Origin of the sequence: Fusibacter bizertensis (genome assembly GCF_029914245.1) — a bacterium.
Classification (GTDB): Bacteria; Bacillota; Clostridia; order Peptostreptococcales; family Acidaminobacteraceae; genus Fusibacter_C; species Fusibacter_C bizertensis.
This window is the reverse complement of sequence record NZ_JARYZI010000012.1, coordinates 34,463-54,071: the sequence shown is the minus strand read 5'-3', so window position 1 is coordinate 54,071 and position 19,609 is coordinate 34,463. Positions and strand designations below refer to the sequence as shown.

At 36.6% G+C, this 19,609-nt stretch carries 14 protein-coding genes; 9 read left to right on the top strand and 5 right to left on the bottom strand.

What is annotated here, in order from left to right:
• From gcvPA to QE109_RS14840, 7 genes are all read left to right on the top strand, one after another.
• Nucleotides 1–1,347: an aminomethyl-transferring glycine dehydrogenase subunit GcvPA gene (gcvPA, locus tag QE109_RS14870; protein WP_281095337.1), complete on the top strand. Its 1,347-nt coding sequence runs from the start codon at nt 1–3 to the stop codon at nt 1,345–1,347.
• The gene (gene gcvPB / locus QE109_RS14865) at nt 1,341–2,798 is read left to right on the top strand and encodes an aminomethyl-transferring glycine dehydrogenase subunit GcvPB (protein WP_281095336.1); all 1,458 of its coding nucleotides are present in this window, start codon (nt 1,341–1,343) and stop codon (nt 2,796–2,798) included. The genes gcvPA and gcvPB overlap by 7 nt, the downstream gene beginning before the upstream one ends.
• Nucleotides 2,799–2,811: 13 nt before the next feature.
• Nucleotides 2,812–4,218 (top strand): dihydrolipoyl dehydrogenase, encoded by a 1,407-nt coding sequence (lpdA, locus tag QE109_RS14860; RefSeq protein WP_281095335.1) that lies wholly within the window; start codon nt 2,812–2,814, stop codon nt 4,216–4,218.
• A gap of 18 nt (nt 4,219–4,236) precedes the next feature.
• Nucleotides 4,237–5,472 carry a serine hydroxymethyltransferase gene (glyA, locus tag QE109_RS14855; protein ID WP_281095334.1) on the top strand — a complete coding sequence of 412 codons (1,236 nt, stop codon included), beginning with the start codon at nt 4,237–4,239 and terminating at the stop codon, nt 5,470–5,472.
• A gap of 210 nt (nt 5,473–5,682) precedes the next feature.
• Nucleotides 5,683–7,158 (top strand): S-layer homology domain-containing protein, encoded by a 1,476-nt coding sequence (locus QE109_RS14850; protein WP_281095333.1) that lies wholly within the window; start codon nt 5,683–5,685, stop codon nt 7,156–7,158.
• A 22-nt stretch (nt 7,159–7,180) separates the two neighbouring features.
• Nucleotides 7,181–12,061: an Athe_2463 domain-containing protein gene (locus QE109_RS14845; protein WP_281095332.1), complete on the top strand. Its 4,881-nt coding sequence runs from the start codon at nt 7,181–7,183 to the stop codon at nt 12,059–12,061.
• A gap of 81 nt (nt 12,062–12,142) precedes the next feature.
• A complete protein-coding gene (locus QE109_RS14840; RefSeq protein ID WP_281095331.1) occupies nt 12,143–12,739 on the top strand; it encodes a histidine phosphatase family protein in 597 nt (198 codons plus the stop codon).
• 94 nt (nt 12,740–12,833) lie between these two features.
• Here the strand turns inward: QE109_RS14840 and QE109_RS14835 are convergent, their stop codons facing one another.
• From QE109_RS14835 to QE109_RS14815, 5 genes are read right to left on the bottom strand one after another with little or no spacing between them, the layout of a single operon-like run.
• On the bottom strand, nt 12,834–13,934 hold the full coding sequence (locus QE109_RS14835) for an NADH:ubiquinone reductase (Na(+)-transporting) subunit F (protein ID WP_281095330.1): 1,101 nt from the start codon (nt 13,932–13,934) through the stop codon (nt 12,834–12,836).
• Nucleotides 13,935–13,943: 9 nt separating this feature from the next.
• Nucleotides 13,944–14,534: an NADH:ubiquinone reductase (Na(+)-transporting) subunit E gene (locus QE109_RS14830; protein ID WP_281095329.1), complete on the bottom strand. Its 591-nt coding sequence runs from the start codon at nt 14,532–14,534 to the stop codon at nt 13,944–13,946.
• Nucleotides 14,531–15,151, bottom strand: coding sequence for an NADH:ubiquinone reductase (Na(+)-transporting) subunit D (locus QE109_RS14825; protein ID WP_281095328.1), 621 nt, complete (start codon nt 15,149–15,151; stop codon nt 14,531–14,533). Before QE109_RS14825 ends, QE109_RS14830 begins: the two co-directional genes overlap by 4 nt.
• Nucleotides 15,148–15,750 carry an FMN-binding protein gene (locus QE109_RS14820; protein ID WP_281095327.1) on the bottom strand — a complete coding sequence of 201 codons (603 nt, stop codon included), beginning with the start codon at nt 15,748–15,750 and terminating at the stop codon, nt 15,148–15,150. Before QE109_RS14820 ends, QE109_RS14825 begins: the two co-directional genes overlap by 4 nt.
• On the bottom strand, nt 15,743–16,684 hold the full coding sequence (locus QE109_RS14815; RefSeq protein ID WP_281095326.1) for an RnfABCDGE type electron transport complex subunit D: 942 nt from the start codon (nt 16,682–16,684) through the stop codon (nt 15,743–15,745). The genes QE109_RS14820 and QE109_RS14815 overlap by 8 nt, the downstream gene beginning before the upstream one ends.
• A 247-nt stretch (nt 16,685–16,931) precedes the next feature.
• Here QE109_RS14815 and QE109_RS14810 point away from each other — a divergent pair, with 247 nt between their 5' ends.
• Nucleotides 16,932–18,482 (top strand): hypothetical protein, encoded by a 1,551-nt coding sequence (locus tag QE109_RS14810; RefSeq protein WP_281095325.1) that lies wholly within the window; start codon nt 16,932–16,934, stop codon nt 18,480–18,482.
• Nucleotides 18,483–18,650: 168 nt separating this feature from the next.
• Nucleotides 18,651–19,433, top strand: a complete 783-nt coding sequence (locus QE109_RS14805) for a methyl-accepting chemotaxis protein (protein ID WP_281095324.1) — start codon at nt 18,651–18,653, stop codon at nt 19,431–19,433.
• Nucleotides 19,434–19,609: the final 176 nt, after the last annotated feature.

The following is a 19,609-nucleotide window of genomic DNA, read 5'->3' as shown; positions in this document are numbered from 1 at the left end:
ATGTTTCCATATATCCCAAATACTAAGCAGGATGAGCAAAAGATGCTTGAAGTACTGGGTATTGATTCGATAGATAGATTATTCGATGATATTCCAGAGGCTATCAAGCTTGGTAGAAGATTAGATCTCGGTAAACCTTTATCAGAAATTGAGGTTTCCAAAAAGATTAAAAGTATCGCGAATAAAAATATAGGCACTGATGAACTCGTTTGTTTTAGAGGCGCAGGCGCATATGATCACTCTGTTCCATCTGTGATTCATCACTTGATTTCAAGATCGGAGTTTTATACAGCATATACACCATATCAACCAGAGATCAGTCAAGGGACATTACAAGCAATTTTTGAATACCAAACAATGATTGCTAACTTAACGGGTCTTGAAGTATCCAATGCATCTATGTATGACGGTGCTTCTGCAACAGCTGAAGCAGCTATGCTTGCAGCAGCAAATCAAAAAGGTGATACCATTGTAATTTCTGAAACTGTACATCCACAAACGAGAGATGTTGTTAAAACGTATATGCGTTTTTATGGCGTAAAAGTTGTGGAAGTACCTGCTAAAGATGGTATTACAGATATGGAAGCATTAAAAGATATCGTAACTTCAGATACAGTAGGTGTGATTATTCAGACACCAAACTTCTTTGGTAATATAGAAGATTGTACAGAAGCAGTGGAAGTTGCACATGCTAATAAAGCACTTTTTATTATGAATGTTGATCCAATTTCACTAGGCATGTTAAAAACACCAGGTGAGTATGGTGCAGATCTTGCAGTTGGTGAAGGTCAAGTGCTAGGAAATTCACTAAACTACGGTGGCCCTTATTTAGGATTTATGGCTGCATCTACAAAACAAATGAGAAAGTTACCAGGACGTATCGCTGGTCAAACAGTAGATTTAGATGGTAAACGTGCATTTACGTTGACACTTCAAGCGCGCGAGCAACATATTAGAAGAGATAAAGCAACTTCAAATATCTGTTCTAATCAAGCACTCAACGCACTTGCAGCGACTATTTATCTAGGCGCTCTTGGAAAAGAAGGTCTTGCTGAAGTTGCAGAAGAATCAGCTAAAAAAGCGTATTACGCTTACAATAAATTGATTGCAACAGGTAAATTTAAACCAGTTTACGATCAACCATTCTTCAGAGAATTTGTACTTGAAACAACTATGGATGTTGAATCTCTAAACGCTGAACTTGCTTCTAAAGGATTCCTTGGAGGCTATAATGTTGGTAAAGATTATAAATCTGACAAAAACCTCATTATGTTCTGTGTCACAGAAAAACGTACAATTGAAGAAATCGATTGTCTCGTAAAAGCAATGGAGGAAATCTCATGGTAAAATACGATCAACTTATATTCGAAATCTCGCAAGAGGGCAGAAGAGCTTATAGACTCCCAACCTGCAAAGTTGAAACTGTAAATCTTGACGATGTGATCCCAGCTGGTTTACGTAGAAAACAAGAGTTGGTATTACCAGAGGTAAGTGAACCTCAACTCGTTAGACATTACACATTATTAAGTAACAAGAACTTTGGTGTAGATACAGGTTTCTATCCATTAGGTTCTTGTACGATGAAATATAACCCTAAGATCAATGAAGATATGGCGAACTTAGGCAAATTTGCACATCTTCATCCACAACAAGAAGAAACACAGGTTCAAGGCGCACTTGAACTAATGTATGATCTTTCAGGTATGCTTGGAGAAGTTGGTGGTATGGATGCGTTCTCGCTTCAACCTGCAGCAGGTGCACAAGGTGAACTCGCTGGATTGATGATCATCAAAGCATATCACGAAAAACGTGGGGACATGAAGAGAACTAAAATTATCGTTCCAGATTCTGCACATGGTACAAACCCAGCAAGTGCAAACGTTGCGGGCTTTGATATTGTAGAAATCAAATCAACACGAGATGGTGCAATTGATCTTGATAACTTAAAAGCAGTTTTAAGCGACGAAATTGCAGGACTTATGTTGACCAATCCAAGTACACTTGGTTTATTTGAAAAAAATATAGTAGAAATAGCTAAACTTGTCCATGAAGCAGGCGGACTTTTATACTATGATGGTGCAAACCTCAATGCGATCATGGGTCAAACTAGACCTGGCGATATGGGCTTTGATGTTGTCCACTATAATCTTCACAAAACATTTACGACACCTCACGGTGGTGGTGGTCCAGGCTCAGGTCCAATTGGTGTTAAGAAATACCTTGAGGCTTTTTTGCCTACGCCAGTTGTGAGCAAGGGTTCAGATCGTTATTATCTTGATTATGATAGACCAGATTCTATCGGTAAAGTGAAGTCGTATTTTGGAAACTTTGGGATATTAGTAAGAGCTTACACTTATATCTTGACGATGGGTGCTGAAGGCTTAAAACGTGTATCTGAAATAGCTGTACTTAATGCAAATTATGTTCAAGAAAAACTTAAACCTTATTATAACTTGCCTGTGGATACCATTTGTAAACACGAATGTGTATTTGCTGGACTTAAGAACGAGCTAAATCATTGCAGTACGTTAGACGTGGCGAAGAGATTACTCGATATGGGATATCATCCACCTACGATTTATTTCCCACTGATTGTACCAAATGCTTTAATGATTGAGCCAACTGAAACTGAGAGTTTAGAAACTTTGGATGCATTTATTGATGTTATGATTCAGATTAGCAAAGAAGCTGATGAGACACCAGAACTCCTTAAAAATGCGCCAACAACGACTCAAATCAGAAGAGTGGATGAAGTATTAGCAGCAAGATCACCAATCTTAAAATGGGAAAAGAAATAACTAGGAGGCAGCAATGCAAAAGAGAATCGTCGTAATAGGTGGCGGACCGGGCGGTTATGTTGCCGCTATAAGAGGCGCTCAACTAGGTGCTAAGGTCACTTTAATCGAACGACACAAAATCGGCGGAACGTGTCTGAATTACGGATGTATTCCCACAAAAACACTGTATAAAAATGCTGAATTACTCCATACCTTGAAACATATCGAAGATTTTGGGATCAAGGTAGATCATTATAGTATCGATGTCGATAAAATTCAGAGTCGCAAAGATGAAGTTGTTCATACCCTTGTTAGTGGAATTGAACAAGTTGTTAAAGCCAACGGTGTGGAAATCATCGATGGCTCTGCAAGTTTTATCGATGCAAAAACATTGAAGGTTGTTAAAGCTGATGGTGAAACGATAGAAGTAAGTGGCGATGATATCATCATTGCTACAGGTTCTACATCAGCTGTACCACCATTTGAAGGCGTAAATTTACCAGGCGTTGTTACTTCTAAAGAACTTTTAGAATTTAAGAGTATTCCTGAGAAACTCGTCATTATAGGTGGCGGTGTTATTAGTATGGAGTTTGCTGGTATTTTTGCAGCACTTGGTTCAGAAGTTTCTGTTGTCATTAGAAGCGATAAATTCCTTAGAGAAGTAGATTCTGAGATCACGAAGCGTTTTGGTGCAATGCTAAAGAAAAAGGGCATTGAACTGAATAAGTCCGTTGAAAATATGAAGATCATTCAAACTGAATCGGGCCTTAAAGTGACAGGAGATAACAAGAAAGGACCTGTGGAGTTTCCAGCTGACACTGTTCTTTTATCCACAGGCCGTGTACCAGTTTACAAGGACCTTAACCTTGATGCTGCTGGTGTTGAAGTGACTAAAAAAGGAATTGCAGTAGATCATCATACATTTAAAACAAATGTTGACAATGTATATGCAATTGGTGATGTCAATGGGATAATCATGTTAGCTCATGCTGCCTCACATCAAGGGATTGCAGCGGTTGAATCGATTATGGGTATTGAACATAAGGGCAATCACGATGCGATTCCTAACTGTATTTTCGTATTTCCTGAAATTGCAGGTGTAGGAATCACTGAAGATGAAGCAAACGAAAAAGGCATAGAGATTAAGAAAAGTAAATTTATGTTTGGTGCCAATGGCAAAGCGCTTTCAATTGGCGAGCCAGATGGGTTTATAAAAGTGATTTCAGATATGAACGACGTGGTACTTGGTGTTCATATCATGGGACCACATGCATCTGACTTAATAGCAGAAGGCACACTTGCAGTTGCAAATCGAATGACAGTTGATCAAATTGCAAACACTGTTCATGCCCATCCAACTTTAGCAGAATCATTTGCTGAAGCAACATTAGGGCTTAGAGGTGAAGCAATTCACATGGCACCACCCAAAGTAAAGAAGTAGAGGATTGAGGAGAAGATGATGAATTTTGATTTAATTAAGAAAAATGATCCAGAGCTTTATGAATCTATGGAGCTTGAGCTTAAAAGACAATCAAGTAATATCGAATTAATTGCTTCAGAAAACTTTACAAGTCTCACAGTAATGGAAGCAATGGGTTCTCACTTAACCAATAAATATGCTGAAGGCTATCCAAGCAAACGCTACTATGGCGGTTGTGAGTTTGTTGATATCAGCGAAAATCTTGCGAGAGACAGAATGAAAGCTTTATTTGGCGCTGAACATGCCAATGTTCAACCACATTCAGGTTCTCAAGCAAACATGGGTGTTTACATGGCAGTACTTCAGCCAAATGCGAAAATCCTAGGTATGAATTTATCAGACGGTGGTCACTTAACACATGGTAGCCCAGTTAACTTTTCTGGAAAACTATATAATTTCGTTTCATATGGTGTAAACGAAGAAGGTTTTATTGACTATGATGCTTTAAGAGCACAAGCAATTGCAGAAAAACCTGAGATGATCGTTTCAGGCGCAAGTGCTTATTCTAGAACAATAGATTTTGCAAAAATAAGAGAGATCTGTGATGAAGTTGGTGCTTTAATGATGGTCGATATGGCGCATATCGCTGGCCTTGTAGCTGCTGGTATCCATCCAAGTCCAGTTCCTTATGCTGACTTTGTAACGACGACTACACATAAGACACTTAGAGGTCCTAGAGGTGGCGCGATTCTTTGTAAAGAAAAATATGCAAAAGATATCGATAAAGCAATCTTCCCTGGTATCCAAGGTGGTCCACTTATGCACATCATCGCAGCAAAAGCTGTCTGCTTTAAAGAAGCAATGTCAGAAGAATTTAAAACTTATCAAAAGCATGTTGTTGAAAATGCTGCAACATTGGCAGCAGCGCTTCATGATAAAGGCTTTAAAATCGTTTCTGGTGGAACTGATAACCACTTGATGCTTGTTGATCTTAGAAACAAAGATATCACTGGTAAAGCAGCAGAAAAATTACTCGATGAAATCGGTATTACAACTAACAAAAATACTGTACCAAACGAAACGGCTAGCCCATTTGTAACTAGCGGTATCCGTATTGGTACACCAGCATCTACAACTAGAGGTTTTGGTAAAGCAGAGATGCTTGAAATCGCTGATATCATCAGCTGGACCATTGATAACCGCGATGCAGATTTAGACCCTGCACGTGCTAGAGTAAAAGCACTTTGTGATAAATTCCCTTTATATAGGGATTAATCAATACAGTGCCGAGCACAACATCGGCGCTACCGACCCCACTGAAAAGCAGCTCTTCTAACGAAGGGCTGTTTTTCTTTTTTGAACACATTTTACATTAATTTACATAATTAACTTTTAAATGGAGAGAATATCGGTTATACTTATACAATGAGAACCATTATAGATTTGATGATAAATTAAAATTAAAAGATGGAGAGGAATCATACTATGGCATTTAAAGCACATGAAAAAACTACAGTTACACTAATCAATCAAGAGCAAACATCAAAAAATTGTCATTACATAAAGATTGGATATACAGATAGTTTTGTAAGAGAAGAAGAAGCCGTTCAAGCTTCAGAGTATTTTTCTGTCAAGGATGACTTTGATGAATATGATGTATTTAAGAAAATCATTATATCAAGTTTAACACTAGTGTTCTTACTTATGACAGCTACTTTTGGATTTGTTGCATCAAGCGATATAACTTTTGCAGACGACACCAGTGTGAGTTTATCGGCGGCTAATGAGTTAAATCAATCAAATAATATGTTTATCGATGTTGCATCAAATCACTGGGCGTTACCGTTTATCAACTCACTGAAATCAAGTGAAATTATCGCAGGATATACCGATGGCACATTTAAGCCACAGGCAAATGTTAAGATCAATGAATTTATCGCTATGACTGTAAAAGCGCTTGGTTATCGCTTTGAATCTATGTCAAGTGATTGGGCGAAACCTTATGTAGACAAGGCAATTGAACTTAAAATTATTCAAGATCAAGAATTTCCTTCTTATGGTGCTCAAATTAACCGCGAACAAATGACTTCAATTGTGGTTAATGCAGTAGCTCTTTCTGAATATCGTCCGTCTAGTGCATTGGATCAATACATTAAAAATGAAACGAAAGATTATTACCTAGTAGGTGATTACTATAAACAAAATGTCCTAGACAGCTATAAATTTGGGATTATCACGGGTTTTGTTGACAAGACTTTTAGACCTAAAGATTTCTCTACAAGAGCTGAAGCGTCTGCTGTTATTTCTAAAATTCTCAATAAGGATTTAAGAAAGCCTTTTGTAAAGACAGATGCAAAATACGTTATGTTGCCAACGTATGTAGTTGACCAGTTCGGTAACGAAGAATTAGTTGAAACTGCCTTTTACGCACCACTTTATAACGGTAAACCCGTTAATGAAGTGGTAGAAGTAGCTGAACTTGTGGCGAAACTGCATGACCTTGGAAAAGGGTACATTGAATATCAATATAATGTGCTTGAAAATACATTTGCTACGGCAGGGTATGAATCTAAAGCCGTTAAAGAATATGTTTATGGTTTGCCAAGTTCACTTGAAAGAATTCTTGCAATGGGTGATTATGTTGATTTAGGCTTCTCAGTTGAAAACAATGACTTTGCAAATAAATTTAGCCCGTATACCCTACAAATATTCAAAAGAGTTTCAGTAAGTGAACAGTACCCTAATTATTCAACTTATATCGTCAACACTTATGGCGACCAACTTAAACCACTCTTTCAGTACCTTTTTGAAAATGACTATGAACAGGCTTGGAACATCTTTGTAACGGGTCTCAATGCAAAAGGCGCATCAAAGCAAGTGATTTATCAAATTAATGGTCGTGATATCGGTTTTGTATCGGGTTCAAATGGTGTCTATATGCAGTTTTCAATTAAACGCTAGTTAAAAAAAGGAAGTCTTTTATATGAATAAATGTAAATTTTCACTTTTACTGATTTTCTTTGTGCTACTTCAAATTGTGCCAATATTTCCACATGCTATCGTGTCTGCAAGTACTTATTCTACTTCTACAGCCTATTATGATGGGACGCATAAAAACAAATATTTTACGGCTACTGAATGGGAACAAGTCAAAATTGACTATAACATTCCTGCACTTACGCCAAGGGTGGATATTAAAAATCTTCCCTTTAATATTGAACTTTGGAAAGAGAAAAATATCATTGTCTACGGTGATTTTAGTGCTGTTTCTAGTACTGTAAATGACTTTAAAAACGCTACGGGTGATCTTGATGCAGAAGGAAAGTACATTGAAACCCCGAACAAGGGCTACTATGAAAGTGGCACAGGCGAGTACCGCTATCATGGGTATGATGCCAATCATTCCCTATATACCAACGGTGATTTTCCTATAGATGCCAACTCAGGCATGAAAGCCACCGCTAAAAACTGGATATACCGTATTTGGGATCAAAAAACACCTTACTACAGTGATTCTCGTATCAAAGAAGCCAGTTTATATAATCAGGTTGCAACGGGAACTTTGCCTACCCCTACGAAAGACAAAGATAAGATTCAAAAATGGATCAATGATGGGATTCCATTTGAAATTAGCAACACCAACAACACAGATAAAAGTGGTTATAATTATGCACAAGTCCTCACACCACCTACTACAAGGATGGCAGGGGAAACACTGATGTACCATCTTTCTAAGTATGATGGTAATCCGTGGTATCAAGTCTTTTCACTGACTCAAATAAAGGCAAAAGAAATTACGCCAGTTGAAGCGACTGTAACGATTATAGGCGTATCAGATGTCATTAATAACGGTAAAGTAGATAAGAAGTTTTCCGTTAAGGTAGATGGTTTGCTACTAGATGAAGCCTTTTATGCGGATGATATTTTAATGACTTCTAGGTATACTAGGGATGATATCGGTAGTTGGTCAATGGAACTAAAAAATAATTTTACACCTGAAGTTCAAACCCTAGTAGGTAAGAGAACAAGCGCAGAAGCAGGATCAATGGAATTTACCGTTGTCATTCCTTATGATACCTACGAACCAATGCTCACAGAAGATGAACAATCTATAACGCCAATATTCACAGGAAAAGCGACTTGTATCTTCACAACAGGGGATCAATCAAGTGAAACTGCTACCACAAGTGGAAAGATAGAAGCGTTAATCATAGATGAAAAAGACCAAGTGGCAATCAACATTACAGCACCACATGAAATGCTTGATACTGAAAAATTCAAAATCGTGGATAGCACCACAGGGGATGATTTCACTAGAACAGTTGAACTGAACGGTGCTATATTAAGTGAAGCTGAAGCGGATGAATTTCTATCAGGCAATCATCTTTTTCCGCTCATTGGAGAAGATAAGGTTTATACCTACAGCGTCACTTACCTGGATAATGTAACTGATCATAGTTACGCGTTTATGAACTACATTTTGGTTTATACCACTAAACCTAAAGCGCAAATGACAGTGACAGGCACTTTTAAAGAAAATCGTTTGATCAGTGCATCTTCAGATATAGGAAGTGTCAATTCGGCTTATTTAATGGCAAACGCAAGCATCACACCTTTTCTATTTGATGCAACAACGAGTAGTGGTAACAATGGACTTGTTAAGTTTGGTACTAAAAATACCAGTAACTTAGCTTTTATCGTAAAAGGTCAAGAACAAGTGAACATTCAGATAAGGGCGACCGCCACAGTAAATCCAAGCAAGATTGAAAGAAGTGATATACCTTCAGGCTACCACACTTCAAATCTTTACACTTATACGCTTTATACCCTTGAAGATTATACACCTTCATTAATTGCAAACGTTTGGAACGGTACACTTACAAGAAATGAAACACTAGATTTTTACTATGATGCAGTTAGTACAGATAATGATTTAATCAGCGTGAATACCTATAAAATCTTATTTGATGCAAATGATGATGGTGTCTTTGAAACTGTTGTTAAGCAAGGTAATTATGCAGATTTTACCGCTTATCAGCCTAGCTCACTAGGACATTATAAAATCATTTTCTATGCGGAAGAAACTTTCGGTCAGCCAACACTTGCTCAGTTCATCACAGCAGATGATCAACGTACCTTTACGCTTGAAAGAGAATTCTATGTAGACAATCTAGCACCAATGACAAAGCTCTTTACAGATATTGAATACGATTTTCCACAAGCAGATGTCATTGTTTTAAACGACCAAGAAATCACTAGAGAACTTAATAACAGCATCGTGTCTGAACGTGTGAACTGGATCAACGGACTAAGACAATCTAGTGTTGATGCAAGTGTTCAGGTGTGGGATTTATACACTTACATCTACTCACAAAGCGCATCTACCACAGTGAATTCAGGTGGTTCTACACCCCCTGCAACAACAAGTTATTCAAGCGGTGGTTACTCAGGTACACTTTCAAAATACAACACTGTCAACAATCAGTACCAAGTAGATAACGGTTATTATAAAACAGTTACGGATACCATTCCAATAAGTGATAGTCAGTCCCAAACGGGTACAGCAACCTACACTTATACGGGTTCAAGTTGGTATGTGTCTCAGTCCTATGGCATGACTTCATTACCATCAACCATTTCTTACAACTCAGGAGGTTATGTTGGAACTATGTCTAAAAGTGGTGGTGGCGTTACTTCAGATGATGGTCCTCCTAGTGGTGGTGGAGAAGCAGGGGACACGTATTCACGTACAACTACTTGGGAAGCCATCTACACAGGAACAGCGTCAAAATCGGTCCAAGTATGGCAATCAAATTGGGTTTGGTATAACGATTACACGGGTTATTACTCAGGCACAATTTATAAAAATGTGAAACAAGCTTTTACGCCTACGTTTAGGATCAATAGCGACAAATACCTTGTTTACTTTGCAGATGGTAATATCAATAATCAAGTTGATATACAAGCCATCAAAGATAAAGGAACAGTTAAAGTCATAATGGTAGGTAAAGCATCTACTAAATCGCTTCTCACATATGATTACTATATAGATTCAAGTAAAACGCTCTCTCAGATCATGGGTGAAGTAAACACAATCGTTGCTGATGCCAATCCTTATGAAAATAAACAACTTGTTCAAGTTGGAGAAACTTTCATGATTCAAAAGGCAGATTATGACCAAGAAGGAGATCCAATTACCGATATTGGTTATGAATATGTTCAAGATGCAAACTACTATGATAACAGTATGGGGCTTGAAATAGGCGCAGTAGCAACTTATAGTGACAGCTCATATACAAGTACTCTTAAAAGTAGTTTTACAAAAGTAGGGCATTATAAAGTCTTTAGAAAGATTAAAGATATACCTACTGATTATCCATCATATACAAAGGATTCAAACGTGCCACAGCTTGATATTTACGTTCATAGAAAACCTATTGCAGACTTTACGCTTGATTGGGATTATGACTCTGCTTCATCCTCTTATAAAACAACATGGGTAGATAAGTCTTATGATCTTGACCATCAATTTTCTGATCCTGATAAGGGCATAACTGATAGAAAAATCATGTACAGAAAAACAAGTGGCGATAATGTTTGGCATTATGCAATTCCTGATAATCTTACTTCAGGAACCTACGAACTTAGATACACGGTAAAAGACCTTGAAGGGGCTTGGAATGATGAAATTACTAGATTTTTTACATTATCAGTTGAACCACCTGTTCAATTAAAGGCCAAAATAAGGTCTATATCACCACCATACGAAACGTACAATATCCCAGCATCAGAAAAAATTCAAGTATTTGAAATAATTACGAATTACCACGAAGCGCATAATCTAAGAATTAGTATCTATGATATAAATGGTCTAAAACTAAAAGATGAAGCGTTATTATTCAGTTCTAACATTCCAAATTATAACATAAAAGGCAATGTTTACGAGTGGCAAACACATGACATTGAAATTCCTGAAATTTATCAAGATGATCATTATAAAGTAAAGCTCGAAGCATATGCGGTATCAAAGCCTTCAATAAAAACCACGTTAGATTTAGACTTTCATGTACAGACACCAGTAACTATAATCGGAGATGTAGATGAGTTAGTTCTAGGAGAAGTTGCTCACATTACGGCACATACCAATAAGTATGCAAACAAAGTCAATGTGGTCTTATTTAAAGACACCTCATACCAAACTACGGTAAGTTTAAATAAATCTTCGAATCAACTTGATGATGAGTCAATCACATGGGAAAATGAGTTCTTGATCAGTGAAGTGATTCCAGAAGATCAGTATACATTTGCATTTACTGCTCAGACGCCAAGTGGCAATCAAGCTTCTTATCAAACCCAAAGAGAAGTAATTGCTCTAAAAATAAAAAAAATTCTAATTGAAGGGTATTGGAACCACTGGCGAGGTCAAATTGATGCTTTTGATCAAAGAATGACCTTTAATCCCCATCGCTTTCTTTCATATGAGAAGGTGAAAATTAGAGCTGAAGTAATTGGTGAACCAGATGAGGTGTTCTTGAATTTTTCACCGGAACTTGAAGCGATGGTTTATATTAATAAGCTAGGACAAACCTATCGATACCAAAGTGAAGTGGGGTACGAGCCAACCTTTCCTATTCAACTGTCAATGAAAAGCGGAAATTCAACCTTATCTATATGGGAGGGGGAGTATATTTTGCCGCTTGCACGTGAGACGATGGATTGGCAGGATATTAGACTGGCATCCCCTTACTCGTGTGCAGTTACTGCGATAAAGGGTAATAAATCAAATAAACTAACAATTGATGACATTGAAATCACAGGGAATATATATGATTTACTTTACCATCAGCCTAAATATAATAATTAACCATCAGTTTAACTAAAAAAGTTCTTGATTTATAATCTTTATTGCGGGTAAAATATAATAAATGTTTTTTGGGAGGCTGCGATGAAATTATATTTAGTGAGACATGGTGAACCAAGCTATTCGCCTTGTACGATCAGGAACTTAAAAGGACAAGGACGTGACTTAGCAGCTTTAAATGAAGAGGGAATCAACCAGATGATCACTGTTACGATGCCACAAATGATTGGCAATGATGCTCAGATTATTTTATCTTCACCATATACCAGAGCGCTTCAGTCTGCTGCAGTTGTTGCTAGCAAAACGGGTTTAATCACTAAAGTTGTGCATGATTTACATGAGTGGATTCCAGACTTATCTTATAATTACGATTCATATAGTGATTTAAAATCAATTTACCTTGATTTTTATAAAAACAAAGGTATTCGTCCCAATAAAGAAGACTACACGGAGTTTACGCTTTGGGAAGATATTGAAAGTTTTAGAACTAGAGTAAATGCGTCAATCAAGCCTTATCTTGGGATCTATTCTAGTGCGATTGTAGTTGCACATGGTATGGTGATACAATCACTAACTGGAAGACATGTTGCCTATGGAGAAATGATTCAAATGGAATATACAGAAGATACAGTCTTTCCAGAGTGGGAATTTACAGCACCCAAAGATGAAAGCAAAGAGTAACACAGTATCTGTTAGTTTTAACACATAAAAATGGTGCAATTGCAAATCTAATACTTAGATGAGCAATTGCACCGTTTTTTTTTAAAATTAAGTTCTACTCAAATTTATCGTAGAAAATTTGTTCTTCAGGCATCCCCTTTGCTTTTAAGATAGGAATAACTGAATCAATCATAACAGGGCTACCGCAGAGATATGCTTCAGCCTCCGAACCATCATCTAAGTGTTTTTCTAACATATCTGTAACACGTCCAACTTCTCCCGTCCAATTGTCTTTTTCGGCAGGTCGAGACAAGCAACAGACTAACTTGAAGTTTGGTAAATCTTTTTGAAGCTCTTCAAGTGTATCCATCTCAAAGAGGTCTTCTGCAGTTCTAGCACCAAAGTAGAAAGTCACTTTCCTTTGGATATTATTAGAACGCATGTATTTTAAAATAGACATAATAGGTGCCATACCAGTACCGATAGCCACCATCACCATCTCCCGATCAGTATCCTGATAGAAAAAATCGCCGTAGGGTCCAACAACTGTTAATTTCATGCTTGGCTTTAAATAGTTATGAACATACGTGGTTGCTTTTCCATCTTTTACATAACCGATATACAGTTCAACCGCTTTGCTATCAACAGGAGACGAAGCGATTGAATAAGCTCTGTATACTTCTTCGTCGCTTCCTTTGTATTTAGGTGCTAAGATCTGAACATATTGTCCTGCTGAAAATTCAATTTCTTCAGTCTCAGGAAGTGCTAAACGTAGATGTTTAATTGTAGGTGTAAGGTCTTTGACAAATTCAACATGATAGTCATATTGTTTGACACTGAATAGTTCTTCAGGAATTTCGATCTGCATGTCATTTCTCACTTTACATTGACATGAGAGGCGAACGCCTTCCTCACGTTCTTTAGGTGATACGTATCCAAGCTCAGTTGCCAAGATTTCACCACCACCCTCAGTAACGGTTACTTTACAATAACCACAACTTCCTTTTCCACCACAAGCAGAAGGTATAAAGACTTTTTGTTCTATCAGTGCTGAAAGTAAAGTGTCCCCACCTTCTACAGTGAGTTCCTTTTTATTGTTAATAATCAGTTTCTTTTCACCATAATTGGCAATCGTTTTATTCGCAATTGAAAGAAGTAAAGCGAGTATGCCAGTTATGCCGCTAATTGTTAATACGGTTACTCCAATTGTCTCCATTCTTTCCTCCTACTGAATTTGTACGATGCCAGAAAAACCTAAGAAGGCAAGTGCCATAATACCTGTAATAATCAATGTGATACCAGCACCTTCAAGTCCTTTTGGAATTTTTGCGCCCATGATTTTTTTGCGAATACCTGCCATTGCCACAATTGCAAGCGTCCAACCGAGACCAGATCCTACTCCAAATGCAAAAGACTGAATTAAATCATAATCTCTAATAATCATAAAAAGGGAAACCCCTAAGATAGCACAGTTTACAGTGATCAAAGGTAAGAAAATACCAAGTGAATAATAAAGTGATTCAAAATATCTTTCAATGATCATCTCAACAAGTTGTACAAATGCAGCGATAACTATGATAAAGACGATGAAACGAAGATACTCAAGACCTAGTGGTACTAAAATCAAGTGATAAACCAAGTAGTTGAGAACAGAAGTGGTTGCAAGTACAAAAGTTACCGCCTGTCCTAAGCTAAGTGAAGTTTTGATTTCGCTTGAAACAGCAATGAATGAACACATACCAAGAAAGTTTGAAAGAATCATGTTATTTGTGAAAATTGATGCGAAAAATATTACGAGCGGATTAATTTCTATCATACCTTAGCACCTCCTTTTTCTTGATCTTCTTTAGGGAATAACCTTGAAGATGCCCAAATGACGATTCCAATCATAAAGAATGCACCTGGTGGCATAATCATAAGTGTCCAGTTTACCCAACCATCACCTAAGATTTGGATGCCAAATAATGAGCCAAAACCGAGTAACTCTCTGACAAATGCAACTGCCATCAACACGATGGTATACCCTACACCCATCATTAACCCATCAATAAATGAAATAAAAGGTTTGTTGTTTTGAGCAAATGCTTCAGCACGTCCCATGATGATACAGTTCGTAATAATTAAGCCGACGTATGGTCCAAGTGCTTTTGACATCGATGGGAAATATGCTTTAAGAAATATATCTAACATGATGACATACGCTGATATGATCAGTGTTTGGACCATCATACGGATATGCTTAGGTGTAAATACTCGAATTAACGATACAGTAAAACTAGAAAATGCAGTAACAAACATTAAACCTACACCCATAACAAATGAGTTTGTAAGAAGGTTAGTTACAGCCAATGAGGAACAGATGCCTAAAATTTGTCTAAAAACAGGATTGTCTTTGTAGATCCCTGCTTTAACGACGCGCATGACCTCCTTCATAATTTAGCCTCCTTTGCAAATGTGAGTGTTTCCTCGATAAAGGTATTAACCATTTTTTTAACGGAGTCAGTAGTTAACGATGCACCAGTGATACCATCAATGTTGCCTCCAGAAGCTGGCTTGACGATAATAGACATATCATCGTTAAGTGTAATTCCTCTAAATTGTTCTTTAAACCACGGTTCATCTATACGACCACCAAGGCCAGGTGTTTCAGAGTGAGAGACAAAGTCTATACCAAGTATTTTAGTGAAATCAGGATTAAAGGCAATGTAGCCAGTGATGCTCCCCCAAAGTCCAGTTCCAGAGAAGATAAATGCATATCCTTCTACTGTACCATCGTTGGCGTAAACGAAATAATCTCGACCATCTTTTGTCGTTTCATTAATTTTGCCATCATAAAGTGCATTAACTTCTGAATCAACATCTGATACAGGTAAATCCAAAACATATAAAACAGAGCGTTTTACGCGAAGCTCTTCTTGAGCTTTAATAGTAGATGCGGTACTTTCATTTATAAAAGCAAGTACAGAAGTGTAGACAACGGTTACAAGTAGCATAAAGAGGACAGGGTAAAGAATTTGTTTTTTCTTAGCCATTTTTTACCTCCTTTGCTTTTCGCGAATTCTTAATGGATTTTACTGCTTCATCCATAATCGGAGCAAATGTGTTACCAATAAGGATTGCGAACATAATGCCACCTGCAAATAGCGCAAAACTACGTATAATAACTGTGATTGCGCCAATTAAAAGACCATATACGATACGCGCTTCAAAGGTTTTAGGTGACGAAATTGGGTCGGTTGCCATAAAAACTGCTCCAAATAAAAGACCACCAGCAAATAGACCGTAAATCGGATTTAATACTTGTTCAAATCCTGCAATGTAAAATACACCACTCATCACGAGAAAACCAGTGATGACTGAAAAGATTGTTTCTTTTGCTGCTGTTTTAGTATAGATTAAGTAAATGGCTGCTAAGATGATTAGAATTGCGCTTGTTTCGCCAATTGAACCACCGATGTTACCAAATAATAGTTTGGTAAGCGGTAGTTGATCACCAGAAGCTCTAAAGATAAGCATTGGTGTTGATTGAGTGACAGCGTCGATATTTTCTCCTAAATATGAAGTGAACCCACCGAGTAAACCACCGACCGGTTTTGTCCAGTGAAGGGTCAAAAATTCAGGGAAGTTTACATAGATAAATGCACGACCGACTAAAGCTGGATTAAATGGATTTTTACCAAACCCACCAAATACCATTTTTCCAAACAATACTCCGAAAATAATCCCGATAATGGCGATCCAATAAGGCGTACTAGGTGGAAGTGTTAAAGTGAATAGTACATTTGTGACAAAGACTGCCTCGGTTATTTTTTTTGTCGTTTTTCTTACAAAGACCCATTCTGTTGCACATCCAAAGAAATTAACGACGATTAGTAGTGCTAGTACCCGCCATCCGAAAAAATAGATGCCTGCAAGTACTAAGGGTATAAGTGAATATACCACTTTTCTCATCATCATCTGCTTCATAAATTTTATATTCTTGAGCGATAGATTCAATGGTGTTCCCTCCTAATAAGATTTTGTCTTAAATATTGTAAAATGATGTTGTATATAGTATATATCCAAAAGTTATAGTGGCATATCAAAAAAATTTACATTTTGTTTCAATTTTATTACATTCTTTAAAAAATATCCATTTTGTCACCCAAAAGTAAAGGAGATACCGTATATTATAGCGAAGGTCGATCAAATAAATTAAAAGGAGTGAAAACAAATGAGAAAAAATATTAAATCAGGATTATTGATTATGTTAGCGGTTGCACTAGTATTTTCACAAGTTTCTGTACTTTCGTTTGCAGACAACAACAAAAATAATGGTAACAACGGCAGAGGTAACAATTTGAAAGATTACAATTATGACAAAAACTATGACTATGACAAAAACTATGACTACAATTATTATTTCAATAAAATCGATGACGAGGATAGAGCTGAGTTAAGAGAGAGACTTAAACTTATGGTGAGCTTTGGAGACGGAAATTGGTTAGGATTACCAAGTGGGATGGAAAAAAAAGGATATCTTCCATTTGGACTTTCTAAAAGATATACCCATGGCGATTTTCCTTATGGTCTAGCAAAGAAAATTAGAGATTTTCACTGTGGTGATTATGACTCTAGTCAAACTTTAGAGGCTATTCAAAACTTAATCGTAAGCGCTCAAACGAAATTAGCAGTCGAAAATACAAAAGTTTATCTTCCTGATGCAAAAGTAAAATTACAAGTAGCATTAGTTGCAGCACAAACATTTGTAACCAATTTTAATAGTGATCAAGTCAATTTGATCAAAACTGAGTATGATAAGCTAAAATCAGCAATTCAAGAATTTGATAATAGTGAAATCGTTTCTGGTGATTATATGACTAATCTTAAAGTGATACTAGCGGACTTAACTATTTATAAAGCAAATTACTATGATAAATTGTTACCTGCTAAAAAAACTGTATTGGATAATTTGATTGCATCAATCACAAGTTATACTGTAGTAGATTCAAGCTTGTTACTTACACTTGGTGTGTACAACGATTTTGTTTTAAACGCAGATCAATTTAAAGATCATCTTGATAAACTTAAGGCACTAGTTAGTGAAGCAGAAGCTTTATTGTATGTAGATCCTACTTTAGCTATAAAAGTATTTAAAAACACTGAAGGTACATCAACTGGCAGTTATTTAGTTGGATCGAACCTTGCGCTTGAAACTACGATTAAAACGACACAAGATTTTATAGCTGCATATTCAAGTGAAAGTGTACCTGTCATTGAAAACACATACTATACACTGAATATGGCGATTAGTACGTTTAAAAACAGTATTATATTGGGTGACGATGACATAGCAACATTAACGATGGTTCAAGTTGAACTTAAAGCGTATTATGACACATTTTATGTTGCAGTTACAAATCCATTAACAACATTAGATGCTTTGATCACTGATATGCAGACCTATATTGACAAGACTAATCCTTTATCTCAAACAAAGTTCAACTACTTTTTAGATGCGTCTAAAGTTTATATTAAAGACCTATATGATGCAATAAAAGTTGAATTACAAAATCAACTTGACGTTGCAAATGCTTTACTAGTTGATACAACAAATACCTATGGTGACACTGAAAGAGCACAGCTATTGAATAAAGTTACATTAGCAGATGCTTATTTAAATGGCACATCTCATAAATATGAGATATTAAAGAACTATATTGTTGATTTGGAAGCATTAATTGATGCGTTTGAAGCAACTGCAGTTCTAGTCGTAACACCATAACAACGTGAAATGTTGATTAATAATAAAAGAAAGTGCGGTTTTCCTTATGGAGAACCGTTTTTTTTTGAGCTAATAATTAAATAAACTTAAAGCGTTTCTAATTTCATTTCACATGTAATATGTTATAATGAGTCGGTATGTGTATTATGAGGAAAATAGGGGGTAGTCATGAAAATCGCTGTAGTTGGAGCGGGTGCTGGAGGCAGTAAACTTATTGAACTTTTTAATGAAATTCCAGAAATTGAAGTAGTTTCAGTAATTGACAAAAATCTTCAGACACCAGGGATAGAAATTGCAAGGCGTCTTGGTATCCATTGTTCAACAAATATCGCTGATATTGATCAAAGAGCAGATATGATTGTTGAAGCAACTGGAAGTCATCGTGTTTATGAGATGATCAAAGAAACTTTTGGTGATAACAAGCGAATCGTTGATTCGGATGCGGCACAACTAATGATGTTCATCGTAGATCGACAAATAGAGATAAGAAATCGATTGAACTTTCAACTTGAAGAAATCAACAAATCAAGTTCAAAACTTCACTTAGAAATGAACAAGATTGTTGATATAACTGGGAATCTCAACAAGATTAATTTTGATTTAGCAGCTTCGGCTGAACAATCTAATAAGTTTATTGAGCAGACAGATGAAATGACGCGGGCTGTCAATAAGATTACACAACAAATCAAAATTCTCGGTCTTAACGCTAATATAGAAGCGGCAAGAGCTGGTGAACATGGTAGGGGTTTTTCGGTTGTAGCAACTGAAGTGCAGAAGATGTCTGATTCTACAAGTGATTTTGCCACGCAAATCTCAGAACTTCTTAAGTCGCTTAAATTTGAAAATGGCAGAATTTCGTCGGAAATCACTAAATTAAATGATATTTCAGAGGATCAAAAAATCATTACAAATAAGGCAAAAAACATAGTGGATGAGTTGAAAAATATATAAAGACATTTAGAGGATTAATCACTATGTGATGGTCCTCTTTCTTTTTCTTATTGTATACTTTCTATAAAAAAATTGCTTCTGTAAAACGAGTAAGGTACAATTCAGCTAAGGAGTATTTTGATTGGTAAGTAAAGTTTTCAACTAATCATTTAAATATAATTTAGGGGAGTTACTAT

What these genes read in the sequence shown, in the direction of transcription:
- QE109_RS14805 (WP_281095324.1), top strand. Translation starts at nt 18,651, where the DNA reads ATGAAAATCGCTGTAGTTGGAGCGGGTGCTGGAGGCAGTAAACTTATT.
- QE109_RS14830 (WP_281095329.1), bottom strand. Translation starts at nt 14,534, where the DNA reads ATGATAGAAATTAATCCGCTCGTAATATTTTTCGCATCAATTTTCACA.
- QE109_RS14820 (WP_281095327.1), bottom strand. Translation starts at nt 15,750, where the DNA reads ATGGCTAAGAAAAAACAAATTCTTTACCCTGTCCTCTTTATGCTACTT.
- QE109_RS14835 (WP_281095330.1), bottom strand. Translation starts at nt 13,934, where the DNA reads ATGGAGACAATTGGAGTAACCGTATTAACAATTAGCGGCATAACTGGC.
- glyA (WP_281095334.1), top strand. Translation starts at nt 4,237, where the DNA reads ATGAATTTTGATTTAATTAAGAAAAATGATCCAGAGCTTTATGAATCT.
- QE109_RS14850 (WP_281095333.1), top strand. Translation starts at nt 5,683, where the DNA reads ATGGCATTTAAAGCACATGAAAAAACTACAGTTACACTAATCAATCAA.
- lpdA (WP_281095335.1), top strand. Translation starts at nt 2,812, where the DNA reads ATGCAAAAGAGAATCGTCGTAATAGGTGGCGGACCGGGCGGTTATGTT.
- QE109_RS14810 (WP_281095325.1), top strand. Translation starts at nt 16,932, where the DNA reads ATGAGAAAAAATATTAAATCAGGATTATTGATTATGTTAGCGGTTGCA.
- gcvPB (WP_281095336.1), top strand. Translation starts at nt 1,341, where the DNA reads ATGGTAAAATACGATCAACTTATATTCGAAATCTCGCAAGAGGGCAGA.
- QE109_RS14815 (WP_281095326.1), bottom strand. Translation starts at nt 16,684, where the DNA reads ATGAAGCAGATGATGATGAGAAAAGTGGTATATTCACTTATACCCTTA.
- QE109_RS14825 (WP_281095328.1), bottom strand. Translation starts at nt 15,151, where the DNA reads ATGAAGGAGGTCATGCGCGTCGTTAAAGCAGGGATCTACAAAGACAAT.
- gcvPA (WP_281095337.1), top strand. Translation starts at nt 1, where the DNA reads ATGTTTCCATATATCCCAAATACTAAGCAGGATGAGCAAAAGATGCTT.
- QE109_RS14840 (WP_281095331.1), top strand. Translation starts at nt 12,143, where the DNA reads ATGAAATTATATTTAGTGAGACATGGTGAACCAAGCTATTCGCCTTGT.
- QE109_RS14845 (WP_281095332.1), top strand. Translation starts at nt 7,181, where the DNA reads ATGAATAAATGTAAATTTTCACTTTTACTGATTTTCTTTGTGCTACTT.